23 protein-coding genes and 1 tRNA gene are annotated in these 21,759 nt (G+C 52.8%); 16 read left to right on the top strand and 8 right to left on the bottom strand.

Features of this window, described 5'->3' with window-relative positions; genetic code table 11:
* Positions 1 to 59: 59 nt before the first annotated feature.
* The gene (locus AB4K05_RS01380) at positions 60 to 1,058 is read right to left on the bottom strand and encodes a type IV pilus twitching motility protein PilT (protein ID WP_368478273.1); all 999 of its coding nucleotides are present in this window, start codon (positions 1,056 to 1,058) and stop codon (positions 60 to 62) included.
* 16 nt (positions 1,059 to 1,074) lie between these two features.
* Here AB4K05_RS01380 and AB4K05_RS01375 point away from each other — a divergent pair, with 16 nt between their 5' ends.
* From AB4K05_RS01375 to AB4K05_RS01340, 8 genes are all read left to right on the top strand, one after another.
* On the top strand, positions 1,075 to 1,779 hold the full coding sequence (locus AB4K05_RS01375; protein WP_368478272.1) for a YggS family pyridoxal phosphate-dependent enzyme: 705 nt from the start codon (positions 1,075 to 1,077) through the stop codon (positions 1,777 to 1,779).
* An 18-nt stretch (positions 1,780 to 1,797) separates the two neighbouring features.
* Positions 1,798 to 2,364 carry a YggT family protein gene (locus tag AB4K05_RS01370; RefSeq protein ID WP_368478271.1) on the top strand — a complete coding sequence of 189 codons (567 nt, stop codon included), beginning with the start codon at positions 1,798 to 1,800 and terminating at the stop codon, positions 2,362 to 2,364.
* Positions 2,361 to 2,651, top strand: coding sequence for a DUF167 family protein YggU (gene yggU, locus AB4K05_RS01365; RefSeq protein WP_368478270.1), 291 nt, complete (start codon positions 2,361 to 2,363; stop codon positions 2,649 to 2,651). Before AB4K05_RS01370 ends, yggU begins: the two co-directional genes overlap by 4 nt.
* Positions 2,652 to 2,659: 8 nt before the next feature.
* Positions 2,660 to 3,253, top strand: a complete 594-nt coding sequence (locus AB4K05_RS01360; protein ID WP_368478269.1) for an XTP/dITP diphosphatase — start codon at positions 2,660 to 2,662, stop codon at positions 3,251 to 3,253.
* Entirely contained in the window at positions 3,246 to 4,382 is a 1,137-nt protein-coding gene (hemW, locus tag AB4K05_RS01355) for a radical SAM family heme chaperone HemW (RefSeq protein WP_368478268.1), read from the top strand. Before AB4K05_RS01360 ends, hemW begins: the two co-directional genes overlap by 8 nt.
* A 310-nt stretch (positions 4,383 to 4,692) precedes the next feature.
* Positions 4,693 to 5,679 (top strand): TRAP transporter substrate-binding protein, encoded by a 987-nt coding sequence (locus AB4K05_RS01350; protein WP_368478267.1) that lies wholly within the window; start codon positions 4,693 to 4,695, stop codon positions 5,677 to 5,679.
* Between the two features lie 47 nt (positions 5,680 to 5,726).
* The gene (locus tag AB4K05_RS01345) at positions 5,727 to 6,230 is read left to right on the top strand and encodes a TRAP transporter small permease (RefSeq protein WP_368478266.1); all 504 of its coding nucleotides are present in this window, start codon (positions 5,727 to 5,729) and stop codon (positions 6,228 to 6,230) included.
* On the top strand, positions 6,230 to 7,531 hold the full coding sequence (locus tag AB4K05_RS01340) for a TRAP transporter large permease (RefSeq protein ID WP_368478265.1): 1,302 nt from the start codon (positions 6,230 to 6,232) through the stop codon (positions 7,529 to 7,531). The genes AB4K05_RS01345 and AB4K05_RS01340 overlap by 1 nt, the downstream gene beginning before the upstream one ends.
* A gap of 78 nt (positions 7,532 to 7,609) precedes the next feature.
* Here AB4K05_RS01340 and AB4K05_RS01335 read toward each other — a convergent pair whose 3' ends face one another.
* The 3 genes from AB4K05_RS01335 to trmB are packed head-to-tail and all read right to left on the bottom strand — an operon-like array spanning position 7,610 to position 9,428.
* Positions 7,610 to 8,329, bottom strand: a complete 720-nt coding sequence (locus AB4K05_RS01335) for a DUF2884 domain-containing protein (protein ID WP_368478628.1) — start codon at positions 8,327 to 8,329, stop codon at positions 7,610 to 7,612.
* Between the two features lie 52 nt (positions 8,330 to 8,381).
* Positions 8,382 to 8,708: a YggL family protein gene (locus tag AB4K05_RS01330; protein WP_368478264.1), complete on the bottom strand. Its 327-nt coding sequence runs from the start codon at positions 8,706 to 8,708 to the stop codon at positions 8,382 to 8,384.
* On the bottom strand, positions 8,709 to 9,428 hold the full coding sequence (gene trmB, locus AB4K05_RS01325) for a tRNA (guanosine(46)-N7)-methyltransferase TrmB (RefSeq protein ID WP_368478263.1): 720 nt from the start codon (positions 9,426 to 9,428) through the stop codon (positions 8,709 to 8,711).
* Between the two features lie 155 nt (positions 9,429 to 9,583).
* Here trmB and mutY point away from each other — a divergent pair, with 155 nt between their 5' ends.
* The 4 genes from mutY to AB4K05_RS01305 all read left to right on the top strand — a co-directional run bounded on the left by mutY (position 9,584) and on the right by AB4K05_RS01305 (position 13,559).
* Entirely contained in the window at positions 9,584 to 10,636 is a 1,053-nt protein-coding gene (gene mutY / locus AB4K05_RS01320; protein ID WP_368478262.1) for an A/G-specific adenine glycosylase, read from the top strand.
* A 26-nt stretch (positions 10,637 to 10,662) separates the two neighbouring features.
* Complete coding sequence (locus AB4K05_RS01315) at positions 10,663 to 10,938, top strand: oxidative damage protection protein (protein ID WP_061283220.1); 276 nt, start codon at positions 10,663 to 10,665, stop codon at positions 10,936 to 10,938.
* Between the two features lie 47 nt (positions 10,939 to 10,985).
* The gene (mltC, locus tag AB4K05_RS01310) at positions 10,986 to 12,065 is read left to right on the top strand and encodes a membrane-bound lytic murein transglycosylase MltC (RefSeq protein WP_368478627.1); all 1,080 of its coding nucleotides are present in this window, start codon (positions 10,986 to 10,988) and stop codon (positions 12,063 to 12,065) included.
* Between the two features lie 237 nt (positions 12,066 to 12,302).
* Entirely contained in the window at positions 12,303 to 13,559 is a 1,257-nt protein-coding gene (locus AB4K05_RS01305) for a nucleoside permease (protein ID WP_368478261.1), read from the top strand.
* 61 nt (positions 13,560 to 13,620) lie between these two features.
* Here AB4K05_RS01305 and AB4K05_RS01300 read toward each other — a convergent pair whose 3' ends face one another.
* The gene (locus AB4K05_RS01300) at positions 13,621 to 15,756 is read right to left on the bottom strand and encodes an ornithine decarboxylase (protein ID WP_368478260.1); all 2,136 of its coding nucleotides are present in this window, start codon (positions 15,754 to 15,756) and stop codon (positions 13,621 to 13,623) included.
* A 317-nt stretch (positions 15,757 to 16,073) separates the two neighbouring features.
* Between AB4K05_RS01300 and AB4K05_RS01295 the strand changes: the two genes are divergently transcribed.
* The 4 genes from AB4K05_RS01295 (at position 16,074) to AB4K05_RS01280 (ending at position 19,491) form a co-directional block, all read left to right on the top strand.
* Complete coding sequence (locus AB4K05_RS01295; protein WP_368478259.1) at positions 16,074 to 16,781, top strand: DUF554 domain-containing protein; 708 nt, start codon at positions 16,074 to 16,076, stop codon at positions 16,779 to 16,781.
* A gap of 105 nt (positions 16,782 to 16,886) precedes the next feature.
* A tRNA-Phe gene (locus AB4K05_RS01290) sits at positions 16,887 to 16,962 on the top strand.
* Positions 16,963 to 17,359: 397 nt separating this feature from the next.
* Positions 17,360 to 19,024 (top strand): S-type pyocin domain-containing protein, encoded by a 1,665-nt coding sequence (locus tag AB4K05_RS01285; RefSeq protein ID WP_368478258.1) that lies wholly within the window; start codon positions 17,360 to 17,362, stop codon positions 19,022 to 19,024.
* Positions 19,024 to 19,491 carry a DUF6392 family protein gene (locus AB4K05_RS01280; RefSeq protein ID WP_368478257.1) on the top strand — a complete coding sequence of 156 codons (468 nt, stop codon included), beginning with the start codon at positions 19,024 to 19,026 and terminating at the stop codon, positions 19,489 to 19,491. Before AB4K05_RS01285 ends, AB4K05_RS01280 begins: the two co-directional genes overlap by 1 nt.
* A 295-nt stretch (positions 19,492 to 19,786) precedes the next feature.
* On the opposite strand, the gene AB4K05_RS01275 is transcribed toward AB4K05_RS01280, so the two are convergent.
* From AB4K05_RS01275 to AB4K05_RS01265, 3 genes are read right to left on the bottom strand one after another with little or no spacing between them, the layout of a single operon-like run.
* Entirely contained in the window at positions 19,787 to 20,692 is a 906-nt protein-coding gene (locus AB4K05_RS01275; RefSeq protein WP_368478256.1) for a fimbrial protein, read from the bottom strand.
* A 15-nt stretch (positions 20,693 to 20,707) separates the two neighbouring features.
* Positions 20,708 to 21,211, bottom strand: coding sequence for a fimbrial protein (locus AB4K05_RS01270; RefSeq protein ID WP_368478255.1), 504 nt, complete (start codon positions 21,209 to 21,211; stop codon positions 20,708 to 20,710).
* 12 nt (positions 21,212 to 21,223) lie between these two features.
* Positions 21,224 to 21,751 (bottom strand): fimbrial protein, encoded by a 528-nt coding sequence (locus AB4K05_RS01265; RefSeq protein ID WP_368478254.1) that lies wholly within the window; start codon positions 21,749 to 21,751, stop codon positions 21,224 to 21,226.
* Positions 21,752 to 21,759 lie beyond the last annotated feature (8 nt).

The raw sequence follows: 21,759 nt of genomic DNA, 5'->3' as shown, positions 1-21,759 counted from the left end.
AAACAAATTCGCTTGATTGAACCAATATTTCATTTTTCGGCCGTGGAATTGTTTAAAAGTTAGGCGCCATCATTTTTTCGCAGCATGCCCGCCTTGATACGCTGCTGGTAGCTTTGGCTAAAAGTCTGCATCCCGGACTGCAACCCCGTCTGCATCACCCCCGTAAGCTGGTGCGTTTTGCCTTCTCTGATTAGATTTCCAACCGCCGGCGTGTTGACCAGCATTTCAAACAATGCCACCCGTCGCCCTTCACCATCGGGCTGCAATTTTTGCGCAATCACCGCGGTCAGGCAGTTCGCCAGTTGGCTGCGTACCGGGTCTTTTTCCTGCGCGGGAAAAACATCGACTAGGCGCTCAATGGCCTGCGCTGCATCGCGAGTATGCAGGGTCGCCAGCACTAAATGCCCGGTCTCCGCCGCCGTAAGCGCCAGACGAATCGTTTCGCTGTCGCGTAGCTCGCCAAGCAGTATCACATCGGGATCCTGACGCAACGCCACCCGCAGAGCCTGGGCAAAAGACGGCGCATGTTGGCCCACTTCTCGCTGCGAGATCAGACAGCTTTTACTGGTATGGAGAAATTCCACCGGATCTTCCAACGTCAGAATGTGTCCGGAAAGATGGTGATTAAGGTAGTCAACCATCGCCGCCAGCGTGGTTGATTTCCCGCTACCTGTCGCCCCGGTAACCAGTATCAACCCGCTATCTTCGCGTAACAGTTCCAGCAGCGCTACTGGCGTATGTAACTCGGAAAGCGTTGGGCTACAGGTTGGCAACAGTCGCAGTACCAGCGAAATGCCGCCACAGTGGGCATAGGCGCTCGCACGCAGCCGCGGCCCATCTTGCACAGACACGGCAAAATCAAGCTGCCTGTGCTGCAACCACTCCTGTTGTTGTGCAGGCGTTAGCCAATTCGCCAATAATGTCTCCGGCTCCGGTGCCGTGAACGGTGCCATTTCCAGATTGCCGACAAGGCGCCAGCGCACAGCGCCGCCGCTACACAGGTGTAGATCCGACACATTATGCTTTACACTAAGCGCCACGATTTCTTGTATATCCATAGACCCACCAGAACATATGAACGATATTGCGCATAACCTGGCACAGGTCAGGGAAAAAATCTCTGTAGCATCAAAACGTTGCGGCCGAGATTCCGAAGAAGTTACGCTGCTTGCAGTGAGTAAAACTAAACCTGCGAGCGCCGTCGAAGAAGCGGTCACAGCTGGCCAAACGGCGTTTGGCGAAAACTATGTCCAGGAAGGGGTGGAAAAGATCCTCCACTTTCGAGAGAAGGGCGAAACCGGGCTGCAATGGCACTTTATCGGTCCATTGCAGTCCAACAAAAGTCGCCTCGTCGCCGAGCATTTTGACTGGTGCCATACCGTTGATCGCTTGAAGATTGCGGTGCGGCTTAGCGAACAGCGCCCGGCCGAGATGCCGCCGCTCAACGTGCTGATTCAAATAAACATCAGCGATGAGCAAAGCAAATCCGGTATTGCTCCTGACGCGCTGGATGCGCTGGCAGCCGAAGTTTCCGCGCTGCCAAACGTGTGCCTGCGCGGTCTGATGGCTATTCCAGCGCCAGAACATGAATATGAAAGTCAGTTTGCCGTCGCCCGCCAAATGGCTGTAGCATTTGCGCGGCTCAAAGCGAACTATCCAACCGTCGATACCCTCTCTTTGGGGATGTCTGACGACATGGAAGCCGCGATTGCGGCAGGTAGTACAATGGTACGCATCGGCACCGCAATTTTCGGTGCGCGTGATTACACAAAAAAATAAGGGACCTCAAGAAACGCCATGAAGACGTTGACCTTCCTGCTCTCCACAGTCTTAGAACTGTACACGATGGTACTGCTGCTGCGCGTCTGGATGCAGTGGGCGCGCTGTGACTTTTACAACCCGTTCTCTCAGTTCGTGGTGAAAATCACCCAGCCGGTGGTTGGGCCATTGCGTCGAATTATCCCGCCGATGGGGCCACTGGACAGTTCCTCAATGCTGCTGGCTTTCATACTGTGCGTGGCAAAAGCCATCGTGCTGTTTATGGTTATCACCTTCCAGCCGATTATCTGGCTCTCCGCGGTCCTCATCTTGCTGAAAACCATCGGCCTGCTGATCTTCTGGGTGCTGCTGTTGATGGCCATCATGAGCTGGGTCAGCCAAGGTCGTAGCCCGGTTGAGTTTGTGCTGATGCAGCTGGCCGAGCCGCTGCTGCGCCCTATTCGTCGTCTGCTCCCTTCAATGGGCGGCATCGACTTCTCACCAATGGTTCTGGTTCTGCTGTTGTACGTCATTAATATGGGCATCGCTGAGGTGCTTCAGGCCACCGGAAATATGCTACTGCCGGGGCTGTGGATGGCACTATGAGTGCCGTCACTTCCTGTGATGATGGGCTGGTACTGCGGCTGTATATTCAGCCAAAGGCCAGCCGCGATGCGATTGTTGGGGTACATGGCGACGAGTTAAAAGTCGCCATCACCGCCCCACCCGTTGATGGTCAGGCTAACGCTCATCTGGTGAAGTATCTTGCCAAACAGTTTAAGGTCGCCAAAAGCCAGGTCATTATCGAGAAAGGTGAACTGGGCCGACATAAACAGGTTAAAATTATTCATCCGCAACAGATCCCATCGGGCGTCGACGCCCTAATTAATTAGGATATCCCATGCAAAAAGTTGTTCTCGCTACCGGTAACGCCGGTAAAGTGCGCGAGCTCGCCTCGCTGCTCGCCGATTTTGGTTTGGATATCGTCGCCCAGACCGATCTTGGCGTCGAGTCGGCCGAGGAAACCGGTCTGACGTTTATCGAAAACGCCATTCTAAAGGCGCGTCATGCCGCGAAGATAACCGGCCTGCCGGCCATTGCCGATGACTCGGGCCTGGCAGTCGACACGCTTGGCGGCGCACCGGGGATCTACTCCGCGCGTTATTCCGGCGAGGACGCCAGCGACCAGCAGAATCTTGAAAAGCTGCTGGAGACCTTAAAAGAGGTTCCCGATGGGCAGCGCCAGGCGCAGTTCCACTGCGTGCTGGTCTATATGCGCCATGCGGATGATCCAACGCCGTTGGTGTGTCATGGAAGCTGGCCTGGTGTTATCGCCCGTACGCCTGTGGGTGTCGGTGGTTTTGGTTACGATCCAATTTTCTTCGTGCCGTCCGAGGGCAAAACGGCCGCCGAACTGACGCGTGAAGAAAAAATTGCCATCTCCCACCGTGGGCAAGCGCTGAAGTTGTTACTGGAAGCCCTTCGTAATGGTTAATCTGCCTCCGCTGAGTCTCTACATTCATATCCCGTGGTGCGTGCAGAAATGTCCGTACTGCGACTTCAACTCGCATGCGCTCAAGGGTGAAGTGCCGCATGATGACTATGTGCAGCATCTATTAAGCGATTTAGATGCCGACGTCGCCTATGCGCAGGGACGTGAAGTGAAGACCATTTTTATCGGCGGCGGTACGCCGAGCCTGCTTTCCGGCCCGGCAATGCAAACCCTGCTGGATGGCGTGCGCGCCCGTCTCACGCTGGCCGATGATGCAGAAATCACCATGGAAGCCAATCCGGGAACGGTAGAAGCTGACCGTTTTGTGGAGTATCAACGCGCGGGGGTGAATCGTATTTCCATCGGCGTGCAGAGCTTTAGTGAAACGAAACTCAAGCGCCTTGGTCGCATCCACGGGCCAGAAGAAGCCAAACGCGCCGCACATCTGGCAACCGGCCTTGGGCTGCGCAGCTTCAACCTTGATTTGATGCATGGCCTGCCGGATCAGTCGTTGGAAGAAGCGCTGGACGATCTACGCCAAGCCATTGAGCTGGCTCCGCCACATCTTTCCTGGTATCAGTTGACCATTGAACCAAATACCCTGTTCGGTTCGCGCCCGCCGGTGCTGCCGGATGATGATGATCTGTGGGATATTTTCGAGCAGGGTCACAAACTGCTGACCGCAGCAGGCTACCAGCAGTACGAAACGTCAGCCTATGCCAAGCCAGGCTACCAGTGCCAGCACAACCTCAACTACTGGCGCTTTGGCGACTACCTAGGCATCGGTTGCGGCGCACACGGCAAGGTCACGTTCCCAGACGGTCGTATTCTGCGTACGGCAAAAACTCGCCATCCGCGTGGGTATATGGAAGGACGCTATCTGGAACGTCAGCATGATGTGGAAAACAGCGATAAGCCGTTTGAGTTCTTTATGAACCGGTTCCGCCTGCTGGAGCCCGCGCCGCGCGCCGAATTTAGCCGTTACACCGGCCTCGATGAGAGCGTTATCCGTCCGCAGCTTGATGAAGCGCTGGCGCAAAACTATCTAACCGAGTGCGATCATTACTGGCAAATAACCGAACACGGCAAGTTGTTTTTAAACTCCCTGCTGGAATTATTTCTCAGCGAATAAACCGTCGTAATAATTCGCCATTACCGAGTAATCATAATGGCGAATTATATCACTCGACTTTACCGAAGTATCAGCAAAATACTTTCCGAATAATCCCTCAAAAAACAATCAGCGTAGATATTAATAGCTTATTACGCATGCTCAATTAATATAACCAAGCGCACAAAAATCGCATTAAACACGTAGATGAGGAGAAAATGTGAGGGTGATAGCGTAAAGTTGTCGGACAACCAGGATAATATGTCATACAGCAATACATATTATCCAGATAGATATATACCGACATCACCCATGTGCATGGAGCCAACTAATGAAACCTCTCTCTTTTACCAAAACGCTAATCTGCGCGTCTCTTCTTGCGCTGTTCTCAACCAGCGCTTCGGCGGCTGAAAAAGTCACGCTGAAGCTGGCGCATAACCTTGAGCGTAGCCACGTGGTGCACCAGGCCTTTGAAGAGATGGCGAAAGAAGTCAAACAGCAGTCCAACGGTAAAATGACCATTCGTATTTATCCCAGCAGTCAAATGGGCAGCGCGCGCGAAACCATGGAATTATTGCAAAACGGTGCGCTAGACATAACGAAAGGGTCAGCCAGCGATCTGGAATCGTTTGATAATATTTATGCTATTTATAATTTACCGTTCTTATTTAATGACCAAGCTCATTTTAATAAAGTGGTATTCGGTGAAGTCGGTAAAGAGATTATGGAGTCCACTAAAGATAAAGGTTTCTTTGCCCTTTCCGCTTACGTTGCCGGTACTCGTAGTTTCTATGCCAAAAAACCAATTACCAAGCCAGAAGATTTAAAAGGTTTAAAAATTCGCGTTCAAGCAAGCCCAACCACGATTAAAATGGTTGAATTAATGGGTGGCTCTCCTACACCTATTTCATTCGGTGAAGTTTATACCGCAATGCAGCAAGGCGTGGTCGATGGCGCAGAAAATAATGTCCCATCCTGGGTACAAACCCGTCATATCGAAATTGCTAAAGTCTTTTCTGAAGATGAACATGCGTCCATCCCTGACTTCATGGTTATCTCCACCAAAACTTGGAATAAGCTGACCCCAGAACAACAGCAGATCCTCGCCAAAGCGGCCAAAGCTTCAGAAGCCTATCAGCAGACGCTGTGGGATAAAATTGACGCTGACACCCGCGCCCAGGCTAAAGCGATGGGCGGCGAGATCGTCAAAGTCGAAAAAGCACCGTTCCGCGCGGCCGTCCAGCCGCTGTTTGATGATTTCAGCAAAGATCCAAAACAGGCCGCGCTGCTGGCCAAATTTGAAGCGGCTGCACAGTAAAAATCGCTTTCGGGCCAGCTTCTGGCCCGCTTTCACCAGGATATCTCATGAGACTTTTTTCCCGCATTAAACAAGCGGTGGACAGCCTGATCGCCGCATTCTCGGTTGCGGTCATGGTGGCGCTAGTTGTCTGCGTCGTCTGGCAGGTTTTCAGTCGCTACGTGTTAAACCAGCCCAGCACCCTTACCGACGAATTGGCGCGTTTTCTGATGATCTGGGTTGGCCTTCTAGGCGCGGCCTACACCGTCGGTGCCCAGCGTCATCTAGCTATCGACCTGTTGGCGATGTCAATTAACCAGCGCAAACAACAGTTGCTCAGCGTGGTGATTAATCTGCTTATTTTTGCCTTCTCCGGCCTAGTGATTGTGACCGGCGGTGTGAAGCTGATTACTAAAACGCTAGCAACCTCTCAGGTCTCTGCCGCGATGCAGATCCCAATGGGCTACGTCTATCTTATTCTGCCCCTGACCGGAATCGTCATGATGTTTTACGCATTATGGTTTATTACCAACGGCTTACGTAGCCTGAAACAGTCCGAGGGAGCCTGCTGATGGACGGGTATATTGCATTAACGCTGTTTGGTTCTTTCTTCGTACTGGTATTTATCGGCGTGCCCATCTCATTTTCTATCGGTATTGCCACCTTTGCATCGATGCTGTTGATGTTCCCGTGGGATGTTGCCGTCATCACCGTTTCCCAGCGCTTGGCGAACGGTCTTGATAACTTCGCCCTACTAGCAATTCCGTTCTTTATTTTCGCCGGTACGTTGATGAACAGCGGGGGGATTGCGATACGCCTGATAAACCTCGCACAGGTGATGGTTGGCCGCGTTCCCGGTTCGCTCGGTCACGTTAACGTCCTCGCCAACATGATGTTTGGCTCCATTTCCGGCTCTGCTGTTGCCGCAGCCGCTGCGGTCGGCGGCACCCTGCACCCGATTCAGACCAAGAAAGGCTACGATCCGGCGTTTTCCACGGCGGTCAACGTCTCGTCGTGTATCACCGGGCTGCTAATCCCGCCCTCTAACGTGCTGATCGTCTTCTCACTCACCGCCGGCGGCGTGTCGGTCGCGTCGCTGTTTATGGCCGGCTACCTGCCGGGCCTACTGATGGGTCTGGCGATTATGGTAGTGTGCGCCATTATCGCTAAACGCCGTGGCTACCCTGTTTCCGAGCGCCCAACCTGCGCTCAGGCGGCAAAAGCATTTCTAGACGCGCTGCCGAGCCTGCTGCTGGTGATTATCGTAATGGGCGGCATTCTGGGTGGGATCTTCACCGCCACTGAAGCCTCTGCCATTGCGGTTGTGTACACCTTCATTCTGTCGGTGATGATTTATCGCGAAGTGAAGTGGCGAGACCTGCCAAAGCTGATTCTGGAGTCGGTAGTTACCACCTCCATCGTCCTGCTGCTGATCGGTTTTTCTGTGGGGATGTCGTGGGCGATGACCAATGCCGATATTCCGTACATCATCAGCGATACATTGATGAGCATCTCAGAAAATCCGATGGTTATCCTGCTGCTTATCAACATCGCCCTGCTGATTGTCGGCATCTTTATGGATATGACGCCAGCAGTGCTGATCTTTACGCCGATCTTCCTGCCTATCGCCGAAGAGCTGGGAATGAACCCGGTGCATTTTGGCATCATGATGGTCGCTAACCTGTGCATCGGGCTGCTTACGCCGCCGGTCGGTAGCGCGCTATTTGTGGGCTGTTCAATTTCCGGGGTGAAGATCCAGCAGTTGATTAGACCGCTACTGCCGTTCTACTTTGCGCTGCTGGTCGCGCTGATGATGATTGCCTATATCCCGCAGATTTCACTGTTCCTTCCGCAGGTGCTGGGGCTGATGTAACGCCCGCGCCGGGATATGCCGGATGGCGCTACGCTTATCCGGCCTACGAATCGACGCCGTAGGCCGGATAGGGCTCGCTTACTTGAGCGTGCCGACCAGCGTTTTACGGCTGTCTTCTAAAGACACCACGCGGCTGCACACATCTTTGCCAAAGGCTTGGAAATCGGCCTCTTGGTTTTTCCACTCATTCTGAATGGCGGTTTGCAGGCCGCCTAAGCTGCCCAACACGCCTTGCAACGGATTGCCGCCGCCTTTGAGCACGGCTTTCGCACCCATTTCATTGATGCTGTCCTGCAAAATGCCGCCCATCGCTTGGTTCACCAGCTGCTGCCCATCGGCACGTACCTGATCGATGGCTTTGTAGTGGAAGGTTAAACCATCCGTACGATGTTCAATAATGCGATTCATCTGCTGTTTGAGCTGGGCATCAAGCTTGGTCAAACGACCGCGCATATTGCTGCTTTCGCCGACCTCTTTAGCAATGATTTTATCCAGCGCCACGCGGCCTTTTTCTACGCGATTGCGGGCACCGTCATCTATCCAAGGCAGCGCGCTGCGCAGCTCGGTCTGGTAATCTTTCGCCTGCTCGCGCTGGGCGGCTGTCAGCGTATACACCTTACCGTTAAAGGTAACGTCACCGTTTGGGGTAATGACCAGATTGCCGTTCTCGCCTTTCACCTGCACCGTTTGCGGGTTAAGGACAACATCATCACGGGGGGTTACGCTGCACTGATAGTCAGCATGGGCGGCCATCGTCGTCAATGTAAGAACTGCCGTCAGCAGCGTTTTACGCATCATCATTTTCCCTTAATACAAATCGGGCCAGCAAATGCTGGCCCCGTATACGGTATTAGTCCCACCAAACGTCGAAAAGTTCGCTAGTGCGGACTTCTTCAAACTTGCGGTCTTCCAACCATTTACGTACCTGAGCTTGGTGCTCTTCAGTGCACTTGCCGATTTCCTGGGTGCAAATTAGACCTTCCCATGCCAGATAGCCGCTGCCGTCAAACGCCAGCTTGTTTGGCTCGATAACTTCATCAATAAAGCTATCGACGATCTGGTCGATCTGCTCTTCGCTGGTCCCTTCAGGGAAACGCCATGCTACCGAGAAACCGATTTCCTGAAATTCATCGATGTGCATTTTTTTACGCAAACGACGGCTACGATTCTTTGCCATTTATTTCACCCTCTCGAACATTAAGTCCCATACGCCGTGGCCAAGACGATGACCACGTTGTTCAAATTTGGTTACCGGGCGCGATTCCGGGCGCGGCACATAATCCTTACTCTCAGACAGGTTCAGATATCCGTCCATTGAGGACATCACTTCCAGCATGTGTTCCGCATAAGCTTCCCAGTCGGTCGCCATATGGAACACACCGCCTAGCTTCAGCTTGCTTTTCACGAGCTCAGCAAAAGGCACCTGAACGATACGGCGCTTATTATGACGCGCTTTGTGCCACGGGTCAGGGAAAAAGAGCTGAACCATGTTCAGTGAGTTATCAGGGATCATCTTATGCAGCACTTCGACCGCATCGTGACACATCACGCGCAGGTTATCGACACCCTCTTCATGCGCTGACGCAAGGCAAGCGCCAACCCCTGGGGAGTGAACTTCAATACCGAGGAAGTTTTGATCCGGGCGTGCTTTAGCCATCGCCACCAGCGATGCCCCCATACCAAAACCAATCTCCAGCGTGGTCGGTGCTTCACGACCAAACAGCGCTGCAAAATCCACAGGCTCTTCGCTGAACTCAACGCCCATCACCGGCCAGTAGTTTTCCAGCGCGTGCTCCTGCCCTTTAGTCAGTCGCCCCTGGCGACGAACAAAACTACGAATACGGCGCTGCGGGCGGCCGTTCTCATCAAAATCCGGTGAAATGACGTCGTTCTTCATAAAAATAAGTCTGCTTGTGAGAGTGTTCGGGAAACGGGCATTATCCAAAGTTAGTTGCCGGATGCAAGCACCGGAAAGTTCCTGTTTACAGCATAATGCCTCTGTGCTGCAATTTGTCCCCTAAATAGAACAATATCGGAACTCCTGCTTTGAGCATGCAAGCCACACAATTTTCAGCCCAGGTGCTGGACTGGTACGACAAATACGGACGTAAAACTCTGCCCTGGCAAATTGAAAAGACGCCGTACAAAGTATGGCTGTCTGAGGTGATGTTGCAACAAACGCAGGTTGCCACAGTTATCCCCTATTTTGAACGGTTCATGTCACGCTTTCCAACCGTTACCGATCTCGCCAATGCGCCGCTAGACGATGTGCTACATCTTTGGACCGGGCTCGGTTATTACGCCCGCGCACGTAACCTGCATAAGGCCGCACAGCAAGTTGCCACGCTCCATCACGGGCGTTTCCCGGAAACCTTTGAGGAAGTAGCGGCGCTGCCCGGCGTAGGCCGCTCTACCGCCGGCGCTATTTTATCGCTGTCGCTTGGTAAACATTTCCCCATTCTCGACGGCAACGTTAAGCGTGTGCTGGCCCGCTGCTATGCCGTAGAGGGCTGGCCGGGTAAAAAAGAGGTCGAAAAACGACTGTGGGAATTGAGTGAACGCGTCACGCCGGCCGAAGGAGTGTCGCGCTTTAACCAAGCGATGATGGATTTAGGCGCGATGGTATGTACCCGCTCAAAGCCCAAATGTTCCCTTTGCCCGTTGGATAACGGCTGCATCTCGTCGGCAAACGCTAGCTGGGCACAGTATCCGGGCAAAAAACCAAAGCAGACAATCCCGGAACGAACCGGTTATTTTCTGATGATGCAGCACGACCGCGAGGTGTTTTTACAACAACGTCCGCCAAGTGGTCTGTGGGGCGGTCTATACTGTTTCCCGCAGTTTACCGATGAAGACGCGCTGCGCGATTGGTTAGCCGAACGACAAATTCCGGCGACGACGCTGACCCAGCTCACCGCATTTCGCCATACTTTCAGCCATTTCCATCTGGACATTGTGCCAATGTGGCTTACTGTGTCCTCATTCGCGTCATGCATGGATGAAGGCAACGCTCTCTGGTATAACTTAGCGCAGCCACCTTCCGTGGGGCTGGCCGCACCGGTTGAGCGCCTGTTGCAGCAGTTACGCGCCGATTCACTCGTTTAGATTTCGGCGCCATAAGAGGATTGATTATGAGCAGAACGATTTTTTGTACTTACCTGCAGCAAGATGCCGAAGGGCAAGATTTCCAACTTTACCCGGGCGAACTGGGTAAACGCATTTATAACGAGATTTCCAAAGAAGCTTGGAAACAGTGGCAGCACAAGCAAACCATGCTCATCAATGAAAAGAAACTCAATATGATGAACGTGGAACATCGCAAACTGCTGGAAGAGGAAATGGTCAATTTCCTGTTCGAAGGCAAAGATGTGCACATCGAAGGCTACACGCCGCCTGAAAAGCAGTAAGGGCCTAACGGCCCTTTAAGACCACAACAACACGCGCTCCCGGAATGATGAAAAAACTATTTGCTCTGGCGTTGATAGCGCCGCTGCTTGTTTCCTGTTCCTCGAATAAAAAAGGCGATGCCTATAACGAGGCTTGGGTAAAAGACACCAACGGTTTTGATATATTGATGGGGCAGTTCGCCCATAATATTGAAAATATTTGGGGTTTTAACGAGGTTTTGATAGCCGGTCCGAAGGACTACGTTAAGTATACCGACGGCTATCAAACCCGTAGCCACATCAACTTCGACGACGGTACCATCACCGTTGAGACTATCGCCGGTACCGAACCTGCCGCGCGTCTGCGTCAGGCCATTATCACCACGCTGTTAATGGGCGACGATCCGGGGTCGGTTGACCTGTATTCTGATGCCGATGATATTCAGATCTCCAAAGAACCATTCCTCTATGGACAGGTCGTCGATAACAACGGCGAAGCCATTCGCTGGCAGTGGCGCGCGGAGCGTTTTGCTGACTATCTGCTGCAAACTCGGTTGAAAAAGCGCAGCAGTGGTCTGCACATCATCTATAGCGTCACCCTCAACTTGGTGCCGAACCACCTCGATAAACGTGCGCATAAATATTTAGGCATGGTCCGTCAGGCTTCGCGTAAATATGGCATTGATGAATCGCTGATTCTGGCAATTATGCAGACCGAATCTTCATTCAACCCATATGCAGTGAGTCGTTCCGATGCCATGGGTCTGATGCAGGTGGTGCAACACACCGCCGGGAAAGACGTCTTCCGCTCGCAGGGGAAATCCGGCACGCCAAGCCGCAGCTTCCTGTTTGATCCGGCCAGCAATATCGACACCGGTACCGCCTATCTGGCGATCCTTAACAATGTCTATCTTGGCGGGATCAATAACCCAACGTCACGTCGTTACGCGGTGATCACCGCCTATAACGGCGGCGCGGGCAGCGTACTGCGCGTCTTCTCGAACGATAAGGTGCAGGCGGCAAATATCATCAACAACATGGCGCCGGGTGACGTTTATCAGACGTTAACCACCCGCCATCCGTCAGCGGAATCGCGCCGCTATCTCTATAAGGTGAATTCCGCCCAAAAGGGCTATCGCCGCAAGTAACATTTGTCACAAACCCAGACCATCTGGCCATCGGCTTGCCGGTACAGGTGGTCTCCCCTTCTTTACCCGCACGAAAACGTTACTCACGTCACCGTTCTGTTATGCAAAGTGAAAATAATTACAATTTTATGCGGCACTTAACAATGTCTCATCACTGCCATTGCTAGAATCGGCACAAATATCACCCAAAATGTTATTAAAAAAACATAACCCGGTCATTCTTGTGAGGAAAACAACATGAATTTAAAGCTGCAGCTTAAGATATTGTCGTTCCTGCAGTTCTGTCTTTGGGGGAGCTGGCTAACCACGCTGGGCTCATACATGTTTGTTACACTGAAGTTTGACGGGGCGTCTATCGGTGCGGTTTATAGCTCGCTGGGGATTGCGGCGGTCTTTATGCCGACGCTTCTTGGCATCGTTGCGGATAAGTGGGTCAGCGCGAAATGGGTCTATGCCATTTGCCACTTGGTGGGCGCGGGCACGCTGTTTATGGCGGCTGAAGTCACCACCCCAGGCGCGATGTTCATGATTATCCTGCTGAACTCGCTAGCCTATATGCCGACGCTTGGTCTGATTAACACTATCTCCTACTACCGCCTGAAATCAGCCGGTATGGATATCGTAAACGACTTCCCGCCTATCCGTATCTGGGGCACCATCGGCTTTATTCTGGCGATGTGGGCGGTCAGCTTCTCCGGCTTCGAATTAAGCCACATGCAGCTCTATATTGGTGCCGCGCTGTCCGTGGTGCTGGCGCTGTTTACCCTGACTCTGCCGCATATTCCGGTATCGAATCAGCAGCAAAATATGAGCTGGAGCAGCATGCTGGGCCTAGATGCCTTCGCGTTGTTTAAAAATAAGCGCATGGCTATCTTCTTTATCTTCTCCATGCTGCTGGGTGCAGAGCTGCAAATCACCAACATGTTTGGCAACACCTTCCTGCACAGCTTCGATAAAGATCCGCTGTTTGCCACCAGCTTTATCGTGCAGCACGCCTCGGTGATGATGTCGATTTCGCAGATTTCCGAAACGCTGTTCATCCTGACTATCCCGTTCTTCCTGAGCCGTTATGGTATTAAGAACGTGATGTTAATCAGTATCTTTGCGTGGATGCTGCGCTTTGGTCTCTTTGCCTATGGCGATCCGTCGGCGTTCGGTACCGTGCTGCTGGTGCTGTCGATGATTGTCTACGGCTGCGCCTTCGACTTCTTCAACATCTCCGGTTCTGTATTCGTCGAAAAAGAAGTTAAACCAGAAATCCGTGCCAGCGCACAGGGCATGTTCCTGATGATGACCAATGGCTTCGGCTGTATCCTCGGCGGCATGGTGAGCGGTAAGGTGGTTGAGATGTACACCGTTGACGGCATGACTGACTGGCAGAGCGTCTGGCTGATTTTCGCCGGTTACTCTCTGGTACTGGCGGTAGCGTTTGTTGGTTTGTTCAAATACAAACACGAGCGCGTAGCTCCTGGCGCACAGCCTATCGCACACTAATAACACATTATCCGGCCTACAAATGGACACCTGTAGGCCGGATAACGCCCCTAACCGCCGTCTATTTCAGCACGTAGCCATAGAGCCGACTAATACCATCGGTATCCTTCTCGCTGTATACCCCCTGCAACTCCGGCGAAAAACCGGGCAGCAGGTTAACGCCCTCTTCCAACGCGAGGAAGTAGCGCTGAACCGCGCCACCCCACACTTCTCCTGGCACCACGCACAGCACCCCTGGCGGGTACGGTAGCGCGCCTTCGGCGGCAATCCGCCCCTGCGCTTCGCTAATACGCACCAGCTCAACGTTGCCGCGAATAAACTCGCTGTTGGCATCCTGCGGATTCATCACCACCTGCGGCAGACTCTCTTTGCGGAACATCGCCTTTTGCAAATCCTTAACGTCAAAGCTGACGTACAGATCGTGCATTTCTTGGCACAGTTCACGCAGCGTGTAGTCGCGGTAGCGCACCGGGTATTTGTTGTAGATGGTCGGCAGCACGTCCGCCAGCGGCGTATCGTCTTCAATGTGTTGCTCAAATTGCCCCAGCATCGCAACCAACTGTGCCAGCTTCTCCGGTGTTTCCGCAGGCGTTAGCAGGAACAGGATCGAGTTAAGATCGCACTTCTCCGGAACAATGCCGTTTTCACGCAGATAATGGGCAAGGATCGTCGCCGGAATACCGAACTCGCTATAACGTCCGGTTTCAGCATCGATCCCCGGCGTGGTTAGCAGCAGCTTGCAGGGATCGACAAAGTACTGATCCTGCGCATAGCCATCAAAACCGTGCCAACGTGCGCCCGGTGCAAAACTAAAGAAGCGACGGGCGCTGGCGATAGTTTCAGTCGGATGATCCTGCCATGGACGTCCGTCGATGATCGGCGGGATAAACGGCTGGATCATTTTGCAATTCGCCACAATCGCTTTACGCGCTTCAATCCCTAGTGCCACGCACTCAGCCCACAGGCGACGACCACTCTCCCCTTCGTGAATCTTGGCGTTGATATCCAACGCCGCAAACAGCGGATAGAACGGGCTAGTTGAAGCGTGCAGCATAAAGGCGTTGTTCAGACGCTTATGCGGGCAAAAACGCGCCTGGCCGCGAATATGGTTATCTTTTTTGTGGATCTGCGAGGTCTGTGAAAAACCAGCCTGCTGTTTGTGCACCGACTGCGTGACAAAAATTCCCGGATCGTTTTCATTGAGATCCAGCAGCAGCGGCGAAGTATCGGCCATCATATCGATAAACTGCTCATAGCCGACCCACGCGGAGTCAAACAGTATGTAGTCACACAGATGACCGATTTTATCCACCACCTGACGCGCGTTATAGATAGTGCCGTCGTAGGTGCCAAGTTGAATAATCGCTAAGCGGAATGGGCGCGCGGCATCGGCTTTTTGCGGGGCCACTTCACGAATGAGCTCACGCAGATAAGCGTCATCAAAACAGTGCTCATCAATGCCGCCGATAAAGCCAAACGGGTTGCGCGCGGCTTCCAGATAAACCGGCGTCGCCCCGGCCTGAATCAACGCGCCATGATGGTTTGATTTGTGGTTGTTGCGGTCAAACAGCACAAGATCACCGCGAGTCAGCAACGCGTTGGTCACGACCTTGTTGGCCGCCGAAGTGCCGTTTAAGACGAAGTAGGTTTTATCGGCGTTGAACACCTTCGCGGCAAACTTCTGCGCGTGCTTGGCGGAGCCTTCATGGATCAGCAAATCGCCCAGCTTGACGTCGGCATTACACATGTCGGCACGAAATACGTTCTCACCAAAAAATTCGTAAAATTGTCGGCCCGCTGGATGTTTTTTAAAGAATGCGCCGTGCTGATGCCCGGGACAAGCAAAGGTGCTGTTACCCATCTCGACATACTGAGTTAGGGTGTCGAAAAACGGCGGCAGGAGGTCTTCTTCATAGCGGCAGGCTGCGGCTTCCAGCTCCAGCCACTCCTGTTCTTTACCGCTCATAACCATATCGACACCTTCTGGGCTATCAATACGTTCTGACGTCAGTACAAATACCGGCAGTTGAAACCCTGTACGTTTGAGTAAAGCCAGAATACCGCTGTGGCTATCTGCCACCGTAATGACGACTGCTGCCACATTGGTAAAGTCGGTGCTATCCAGCGCTACCACGCCGCGATGGGTGGAAAGACGAGAGACCAGCTCACGGCTGGCAGCAATATTCATTGATTTCATAAGCGCAACTACCCGCTGAGGGAGAGTAAAAAACCCCGGGCAAAGCATCAGGCTTTGCCCCACGAAGCGTCTGGGTGCAGCTGGGTCACAGCTCCGACCGCCAGACATCAGTAAAAGCAGACGTGGTCTAATTTTACTGATGTCCTGCTATGAGCGTGTGATGCTCAGGAGAGGAGAAAATTCGCGCAATCATGGCAGCTTTAACCAGAGGGCGCAAGACGAAATCTTTATGCATTCGCACGAGGGAAAAATCAGCACTGAACCGATTAATCAGTCCATAATAATGCAGTATCACGCGATAAATAATGGGAGTGAATGTGGCAATTGGACCTTTTATTAATGCCGGAGCGGTGCTGGTTGGCGGGTTAATCGGCGCGCTGCTGAGTCAGCGTTTACCGGAACGTATCCGCGTTTCCATGACCTCAATTTTTGGCCTAGCGTCGCTGGGCATTGGCCTGCTGCTGGTCATCAAATGCGCCAATATGCCGGTCATGGTACTGGCCACGCTGGTCGGCGCGCTGATTGGCGAGTTTTGCTTTTTAGAAAAAGGCATCAATAACGCGGTTTCCCGCGTTCAAAAACGGATGCTCAAGCCCGGAAAAACCAGCCAGCATGAGAATTTTATTCAGAGCTTTGTCGCAATCATCGTGCTGTTTTGCGCCAGCGGTACCGGAATTTTCGGCTCGATGCATGAAGGGATGACCGGCGATCCAACCATTCTAATCGCCAAGTCATTCCTCGATTTTTTTACCGCCATGATCTTTGCCTGTTCGTTGGGTTTTGCCGTCTGTGCCATCAGCGTGCCCATGTTAGTTATCCAACTGTCTCTGGCATTTTGCGCCTTTTTGATTCTTCCGCTCACCACCCCGGCGATGATGGCCGATTTTACCGCCGTAGGCGGCCTGCTGCTGCTGGCAACGGGTCTGCGCATCTGTGGGATAAAAATGTTTGCGGTGGTCAACATGCTGCCTGCACTGCTGCTGGCGATGCCGATTTCCGCGGCCTGGACGGCATTTTTTGCCTGAAGCGGTGTGCAAATGAGCAACGGTGATGATAGATTGTGCAACTCGCCGCAAATTTTATAAATTTCGTTGACGAGTCGAGGCGATTACGGTTTAATGCGGCCCGTTGCCCGGATAGCTCAGTCGGTAGAGCAGGGGATTGAAAATCCCCGTGTCCTTGGTTCGATTCCGAGTCCGGGCACCACTAATTAAAAGAAACCAGCCTAAGGGCTGGTTTTTTGCTTTCTGGGGTTCCGGTAGATTTCTGGTCGTGCTGACCGCAAAAGTGGTTACCCTGCTTATTCCATCCAACAAGAGTATTTCTCGTAAGCAACTACCAACTCCTCTGGTCACTGTGACCTTGCCTTTCAGACTTCAAACTCCCATTAGATACATTGCCACATGAGTACCTAGCTGAAGGATTAATGACTACAAGGTCAAATCTGGTCTTTGTCCGGTCAGAGGCTAAACGCAAGCTCCCTGCTCTGAGGCCCTCCTCAATAATCCCCATTTCAAATCGAACGTTTTTCAATCTTATTGATTTAGCTTTAGTCGCCTTTTGAGTATTATGCCTTCGATATCAATATGATTCATGAGGGATTATGAGCAGAGCGCTGGTTAGGCTTGGAGACAAGACCACGAGCGGCGGGGAGGTGATATCAGCCTCCTCGACGATTATCGAAGGCCGGAATGTTGCCCTTAATGGCGATATGGCGTGGTGCCCGAAAGACACCTGCAACGGCCCCTTTCAGATCAATGGCACAGCGTATCACTTTGCGGAAAACAAGCCCTGCGTTGCCACTGGCGATCGAGTGCTTTGCAACTGCAAAAACAATCAGGTACTGGGCAGTACAACACTCTGGGTGGAAGACAGCCCCGGCAACCCTTTTGAGGGACATCCTAAGCGGGCAGCAGAATGGCCCACGACCCAAATGACTGTCACTGCCGCTGTAGCCGCTACCCCTGTGTTCGCAAAGTCTGTCCTCCGTGGTACTGGCAATACTGACGCCGGAACGGCAGAAGAGCCGCAGGGCAACATCGGGGAAATGAGTTTCTATCTGTCCACTCCATCGCAGCCCACCCCGGAGCCGGAACAGCACGCTCAGGCGGCGAAGAAGAAAGAACCACCTACCCCACCGTCGAAGAAATCACTTTTCGATGAAGTCACAGGTTTTTTCTTTGGTGAAGCGGAAGCTATGCCCTTGCCTCCGCCGCCTGTCATGGCAGGAACCGCCGAAGCCGGGATGGCAGCCTCAGCCGGAGGTGCAACCGCCAAAGCCAGTCAGGACGCCGCTACAGCATTAACCCATACCATGAAACGCCTCTCCGGCCCCGAAGTCTGGAGCGGGCGGCTGGCGATGAATCTGCCATTTGTGGTCATGGGGGCAATCATTCAGTCGAATATCAAAGGTGAGCAGAGTGACTTGTTAACGACTCAAAACCTGCTGGAAGTGGCTCACAGCAAGGGCACCGTCCCTAGCCGCGTCCGCTATAACTGGATCACCGACGAGGAAAGTTGGCGGCTGAAAGCGGTTGGCTATCACACCGCTGCCGCCAATGGCCGTGATCAGGTGCGCGTCAGGATGCTGGAGAAGCAGACCGATGGCAGCTATGAATTCTGGGGCGATGAACGAAGCGATAGACCGCTCATCACATGGACGCCAGCGAATACACCGGGTACTCAGACGGGCTGGAACACCGGGAACAACAGCCCACAGGCCGGAACAGTAACCATTCCGGGTCTTGAGCATCCTGATATTCAGAACGTGACCATCACCACCACGCCACCGCCTGAGGAAAAGGATTTCCGGGATTACATTCTGGTGTTTCCGGGCAACGTCCACCCGCCGATCTACATCTATCTCAGCAAGCCTCCTGTAGAACTGCTGGAAGTTGATTTATATAGCAACTTCAGTGGTAGGGCACGAAACGGCACTCATGCTGATCACATGCCCTCAGCCGCAGCAGTGCGAGCCTACTTACGACGCGAATTCCCAGATGCAAAACCTGCGGAAATTGACCTTATGGCGAAAGACGTTGCGTCTATCATCATCCCCGCTGATATTCATCAAAAACTCAGTGCCACTTATGGCGGCAGAAATAGCCCAGCACAAATACAGCAAGACTCCAGAGATTTACGATCGGCCGTAGAACGCGACATTGAGACCATACGCTCCGAGCTGAAAAAGCGTGGCGTAACAGATAGTCAAATTGATGAAGCCAAAGCTAAGATGCATCAATTAAATCAGGAACAGGGATTATACTAATGACCGTTAATGTCGAAGCATTGATTCACTGCTTAGGTAAGTCGTATCAGGACATTTTTGATGCTGGGTTGATTCCCTACAAGACCAAGCCGACAGGCTACCCGGGAGATCCTGACCTCACGTTAAGTATGATAAATGAAGGGCTTTACTTAGCCTTTAAGCGAGAAGGCACAATGCTTTTTTCCATTGAGCTTTTTTTACAAAATGAGAAGAAAGCGAATTATCAATTCCCGAATGAGCTGCCATCCCCGCTTCAACCTGAAATGGTGCGATCTTGGGTTCATAGACAATTTGGCCCTCCTGACAGGTTCTTGCCCCCCCGGAAGCGACTACGCCAAGAGATTGGCTACACTGATTTGTTCACCGTGATGGATTTCCATATCCCTATTAGCATGCAGGTTGATTACGACTTACAAGAACGTGTCAAAGAGGTTGCATTCATAGCAACATCAGAACTCCGCTGGTAGCAACCATAACGGCTCCATTCGGGGCCGCTTCCAGCACCACTAATTAAAAAAACCAGCCTTCAGGCTAATGCTGACCAGTTAAGGCGTTGAATTCAGAAGAACGGTAGGCCGGATAAGGCGTTTACGCCGCCATCCGGCAATCAGTGCGCAGTGTGCCGGATGGCGCTTTGCTTATCCGGCCTACGAATTTAGCTTAACTGATTGGCATTAAGCCTACAGGCTGGTTTTTCGCTTTCTATCGCCCCCAAAGACATCTCCTGCCTTTAAGTTATCTCATCTCAGCTAACCTGCCCCATTACTGATACACAAACGTCACCCCAATAATCGACTGCACATTACCCGCTGTGACCTGCCCCTGAGTTCGCGCATAGTTCGCCGTTAGCCCAAGACTTACCGCCGAGGTGCTCACCGTACCCAGCGACACGGTGCTGTTTGCTGGCAGGATGCCGCCATTGCGCGTCAACTGCACACCAACTCCCTGCGCTGGTGATGCTGAGGCCGTATTGGCAAAGATAGAATTCGCGGAATCTGCCGTGGTGCCAGAAATGTAATAAGCCAGCTTCTGGCTTTGGGCGCAGTAGACCGTCAGCGGAATAGCCATGGAGCCGGGGTAGTCCGGTAGCGTCACCGTCACGTTACGCGCAGAAACATCGCAGCCACCGGTTGGCACCACCACATTATTATTGGCATAAATGTTCCACACGAACTGGAAGTCATCGCTATTTTTGTTGTTGGTCTGACGTAGGATCAGCACCGCAATCAGCGTGCCTGCGCTAATCGCCACACCACCAGCAGAACTTATCGGCGTGAGATACAGCGCCGTCGGCCACGGCTTATCGGTCTTCGAGTTGTAGATGATACGTGCAGTTTCCGTGGTAGTCGGGAAAGGGTAGCTGACGCCATTGTATTTCACCGTACCGGAAAAACTCGACAAGATGCCGCCATAGGCTGAACCGCGCTGGAGCGTCACGTAGTCGGTGATCGTTTCCGGATAGTCGTTGTGACAGAAGATCTGCGTTGAAAGATCAACCACCAGGTTTTGCCCGACGTTCACCGCGGGTGCTAAATCGACGTATACATTGGCGCTGCCGCCGCCGATGGGAATCGTTGCCCCACCCGCCGTTTTGCACGCAAAGGACCAGGCATTAATCGACCAGCCCAAGAGCAACAGCGTAGTCAGCAGGGTTATCATTTTTTTCATCAATTTTTCTCCTGATCAGGCATAGGTGTAGGTGACATTAATCACGGCCTGAATGGTTCCCTGGGTCGCACCGCCGTTGACCGACAACGCTCTGACCTGCAATGGAAAATGCGCAGACTGCGATGACTCATCAACCTGCACCGACGTTGACGAGCCGGTGTTCAAGGTGTTGCCGCTGTCGTCCTGCAATTCCAGTTGGATATTGGTGGCGGTGCCCTGATTTTTGTAATATCCGGTACTGTCAGACGTGCCGCTGAAGCTCGCGGTCACTCGTGATGTGCCTACCGGGCAGTTGCTTAGAAAGAGCCCAACGGTATGCCATGATGATGTAGCGCCGGCTTGGGTAAAGCTGAAGGTATAGAGATCGCCAAGCTCCACGTTGGCGTTAACGGTGGATACCGTACAAGGTTTCGCAACCACCTTGCCGTTAACGGTGATGGTCACGTCCGCCGCCCGTAGCGTTGGGGATAACGCGGCAAGCATTGTCGCGAAGATCCAGCCGATGTGGGTCCGATTCATCAAAGCCTCTGCTTACTGAAACTCAAGTGTAAAGATGGCCGTGGCGTTCACATGCCCCGGCGTCACCGGCAGCTTTGTCGCCATCAGGCGGGCATAAAAGTTGAGTGAATTGCTTTGGCCCGCCGTTAGCGTGGTCCACGGAATTGACGATTGTCCGGCGTTGATAGGCAGCGTGGTTTGCTGCCCGTTTAAGATCTCAATCCCCATTCCCGCCGCGGCTGAAGCACCGCCGTCCAGTTTTAATAAGCGGGTGTTATCGTTATCGCTCACCCCGATAAAACCCACCTTCACCGCCGTCACCGAGTTACCACACGGTGAAAGCACAATCCGAAACGGCACCGCCGGGGTCGTCGCCCCGATGGTGCTAAACTGCTTCGCCGCGTTTTCCATCAGATCGACGGTAAAATCTTTCGATTCACCCGCCACGGCGCAGCCGTTGTCTTTGACATAGCCGCTGATGGTAATGGTGCTATCGGCGGCGTTGGCGTTTGCCGCTGCCAGCACAAGCATCGCGCCCAGCAGGGAACCGGTTTTACTCATGATCATGT

It is taken from the genome of Kluyvera sp. STS39-E (assembly GCF_040932435.1).
In the GTDB taxonomy this organism is placed as follows: Bacteria; Pseudomonadota; Gammaproteobacteria; order Enterobacterales; family Enterobacteriaceae; genus Kluyvera.
This window is presented reverse-complemented; position numbering and strand designations above follow the sequence as displayed.

Excerpts from the sequence above, each read along its gene's own strand:
- AB4K05_RS01380 (WP_368478273.1), bottom strand. The coding sequence starts at position 1,058 with ATGGATATACAAGAAATCGTGGCGCTTAGTGTAAAGCATAATGTGTCG.
- AB4K05_RS01375 (WP_368478272.1), top strand. The coding sequence starts at position 1,075 with ATGAACGATATTGCGCATAACCTGGCACAGGTCAGGGAAAAAATCTCT.
- AB4K05_RS01370 (WP_368478271.1), top strand. The coding sequence starts at position 1,798 with ATGAAGACGTTGACCTTCCTGCTCTCCACAGTCTTAGAACTGTACACG.
- yggU (WP_368478270.1), top strand. The coding sequence starts at position 2,361 with ATGAGTGCCGTCACTTCCTGTGATGATGGGCTGGTACTGCGGCTGTAT.
- AB4K05_RS01360 (WP_368478269.1), top strand. The coding sequence starts at position 2,660 with ATGCAAAAAGTTGTTCTCGCTACCGGTAACGCCGGTAAAGTGCGCGAG.
- hemW (WP_368478268.1), top strand. The coding sequence starts at position 3,246 with ATGGTTAATCTGCCTCCGCTGAGTCTCTACATTCATATCCCGTGGTGC.
- AB4K05_RS01350 (WP_368478267.1), top strand. The coding sequence starts at position 4,693 with ATGAAACCTCTCTCTTTTACCAAAACGCTAATCTGCGCGTCTCTTCTT.
- AB4K05_RS01345 (WP_368478266.1), top strand. The coding sequence starts at position 5,727 with ATGAGACTTTTTTCCCGCATTAAACAAGCGGTGGACAGCCTGATCGCC.
- AB4K05_RS01340 (WP_368478265.1), top strand. The coding sequence starts at position 6,230 with ATGGACGGGTATATTGCATTAACGCTGTTTGGTTCTTTCTTCGTACTG.
- AB4K05_RS01335 (WP_368478628.1), bottom strand. The coding sequence starts at position 8,329 with ATGATGCGTAAAACGCTGCTGACGGCAGTTCTTACATTGACGACGATG.
- AB4K05_RS01330 (WP_368478264.1), bottom strand. The coding sequence starts at position 8,708 with ATGGCAAAGAATCGTAGCCGTCGTTTGCGTAAAAAAATGCACATCGAT.
- trmB (WP_368478263.1), bottom strand. The coding sequence starts at position 9,428 with ATGAAGAACGACGTCATTTCACCGGATTTTGATGAGAACGGCCGCCCG.
- mutY (WP_368478262.1), top strand. The coding sequence starts at position 9,584 with ATGCAAGCCACACAATTTTCAGCCCAGGTGCTGGACTGGTACGACAAA.
- AB4K05_RS01315 (WP_061283220.1), top strand. The coding sequence starts at position 10,663 with ATGAGCAGAACGATTTTTTGTACTTACCTGCAGCAAGATGCCGAAGGG.
- mltC (WP_368478627.1), top strand. The coding sequence starts at position 10,986 with ATGAAAAAACTATTTGCTCTGGCGTTGATAGCGCCGCTGCTTGTTTCC.
- AB4K05_RS01305 (WP_368478261.1), top strand. The coding sequence starts at position 12,303 with ATGAATTTAAAGCTGCAGCTTAAGATATTGTCGTTCCTGCAGTTCTGT.
- AB4K05_RS01300 (WP_368478260.1), bottom strand. The coding sequence starts at position 15,756 with ATGAAATCAATGAATATTGCTGCCAGCCGTGAGCTGGTCTCTCGTCTT.
- AB4K05_RS01285 (WP_368478258.1), top strand. The coding sequence starts at position 17,360 with ATGAGCAGAGCGCTGGTTAGGCTTGGAGACAAGACCACGAGCGGCGGG.
- AB4K05_RS01280 (WP_368478257.1), top strand. The coding sequence starts at position 19,024 with ATGACCGTTAATGTCGAAGCATTGATTCACTGCTTAGGTAAGTCGTAT.
- AB4K05_RS01275 (WP_368478256.1), bottom strand. The coding sequence starts at position 20,692 with ATGAAAAAAATGATAACCCTGCTGACTACGCTGTTGCTCTTGGGCTGG.
- AB4K05_RS01270 (WP_368478255.1), bottom strand. The coding sequence starts at position 21,211 with ATGAATCGGACCCACATCGGCTGGATCTTCGCGACAATGCTTGCCGCG.
- AB4K05_RS01265 (WP_368478254.1), bottom strand. The coding sequence starts at position 21,751 with ATGAGTAAAACCGGTTCCCTGCTGGGCGCGATGCTTGTGCTGGCAGCG.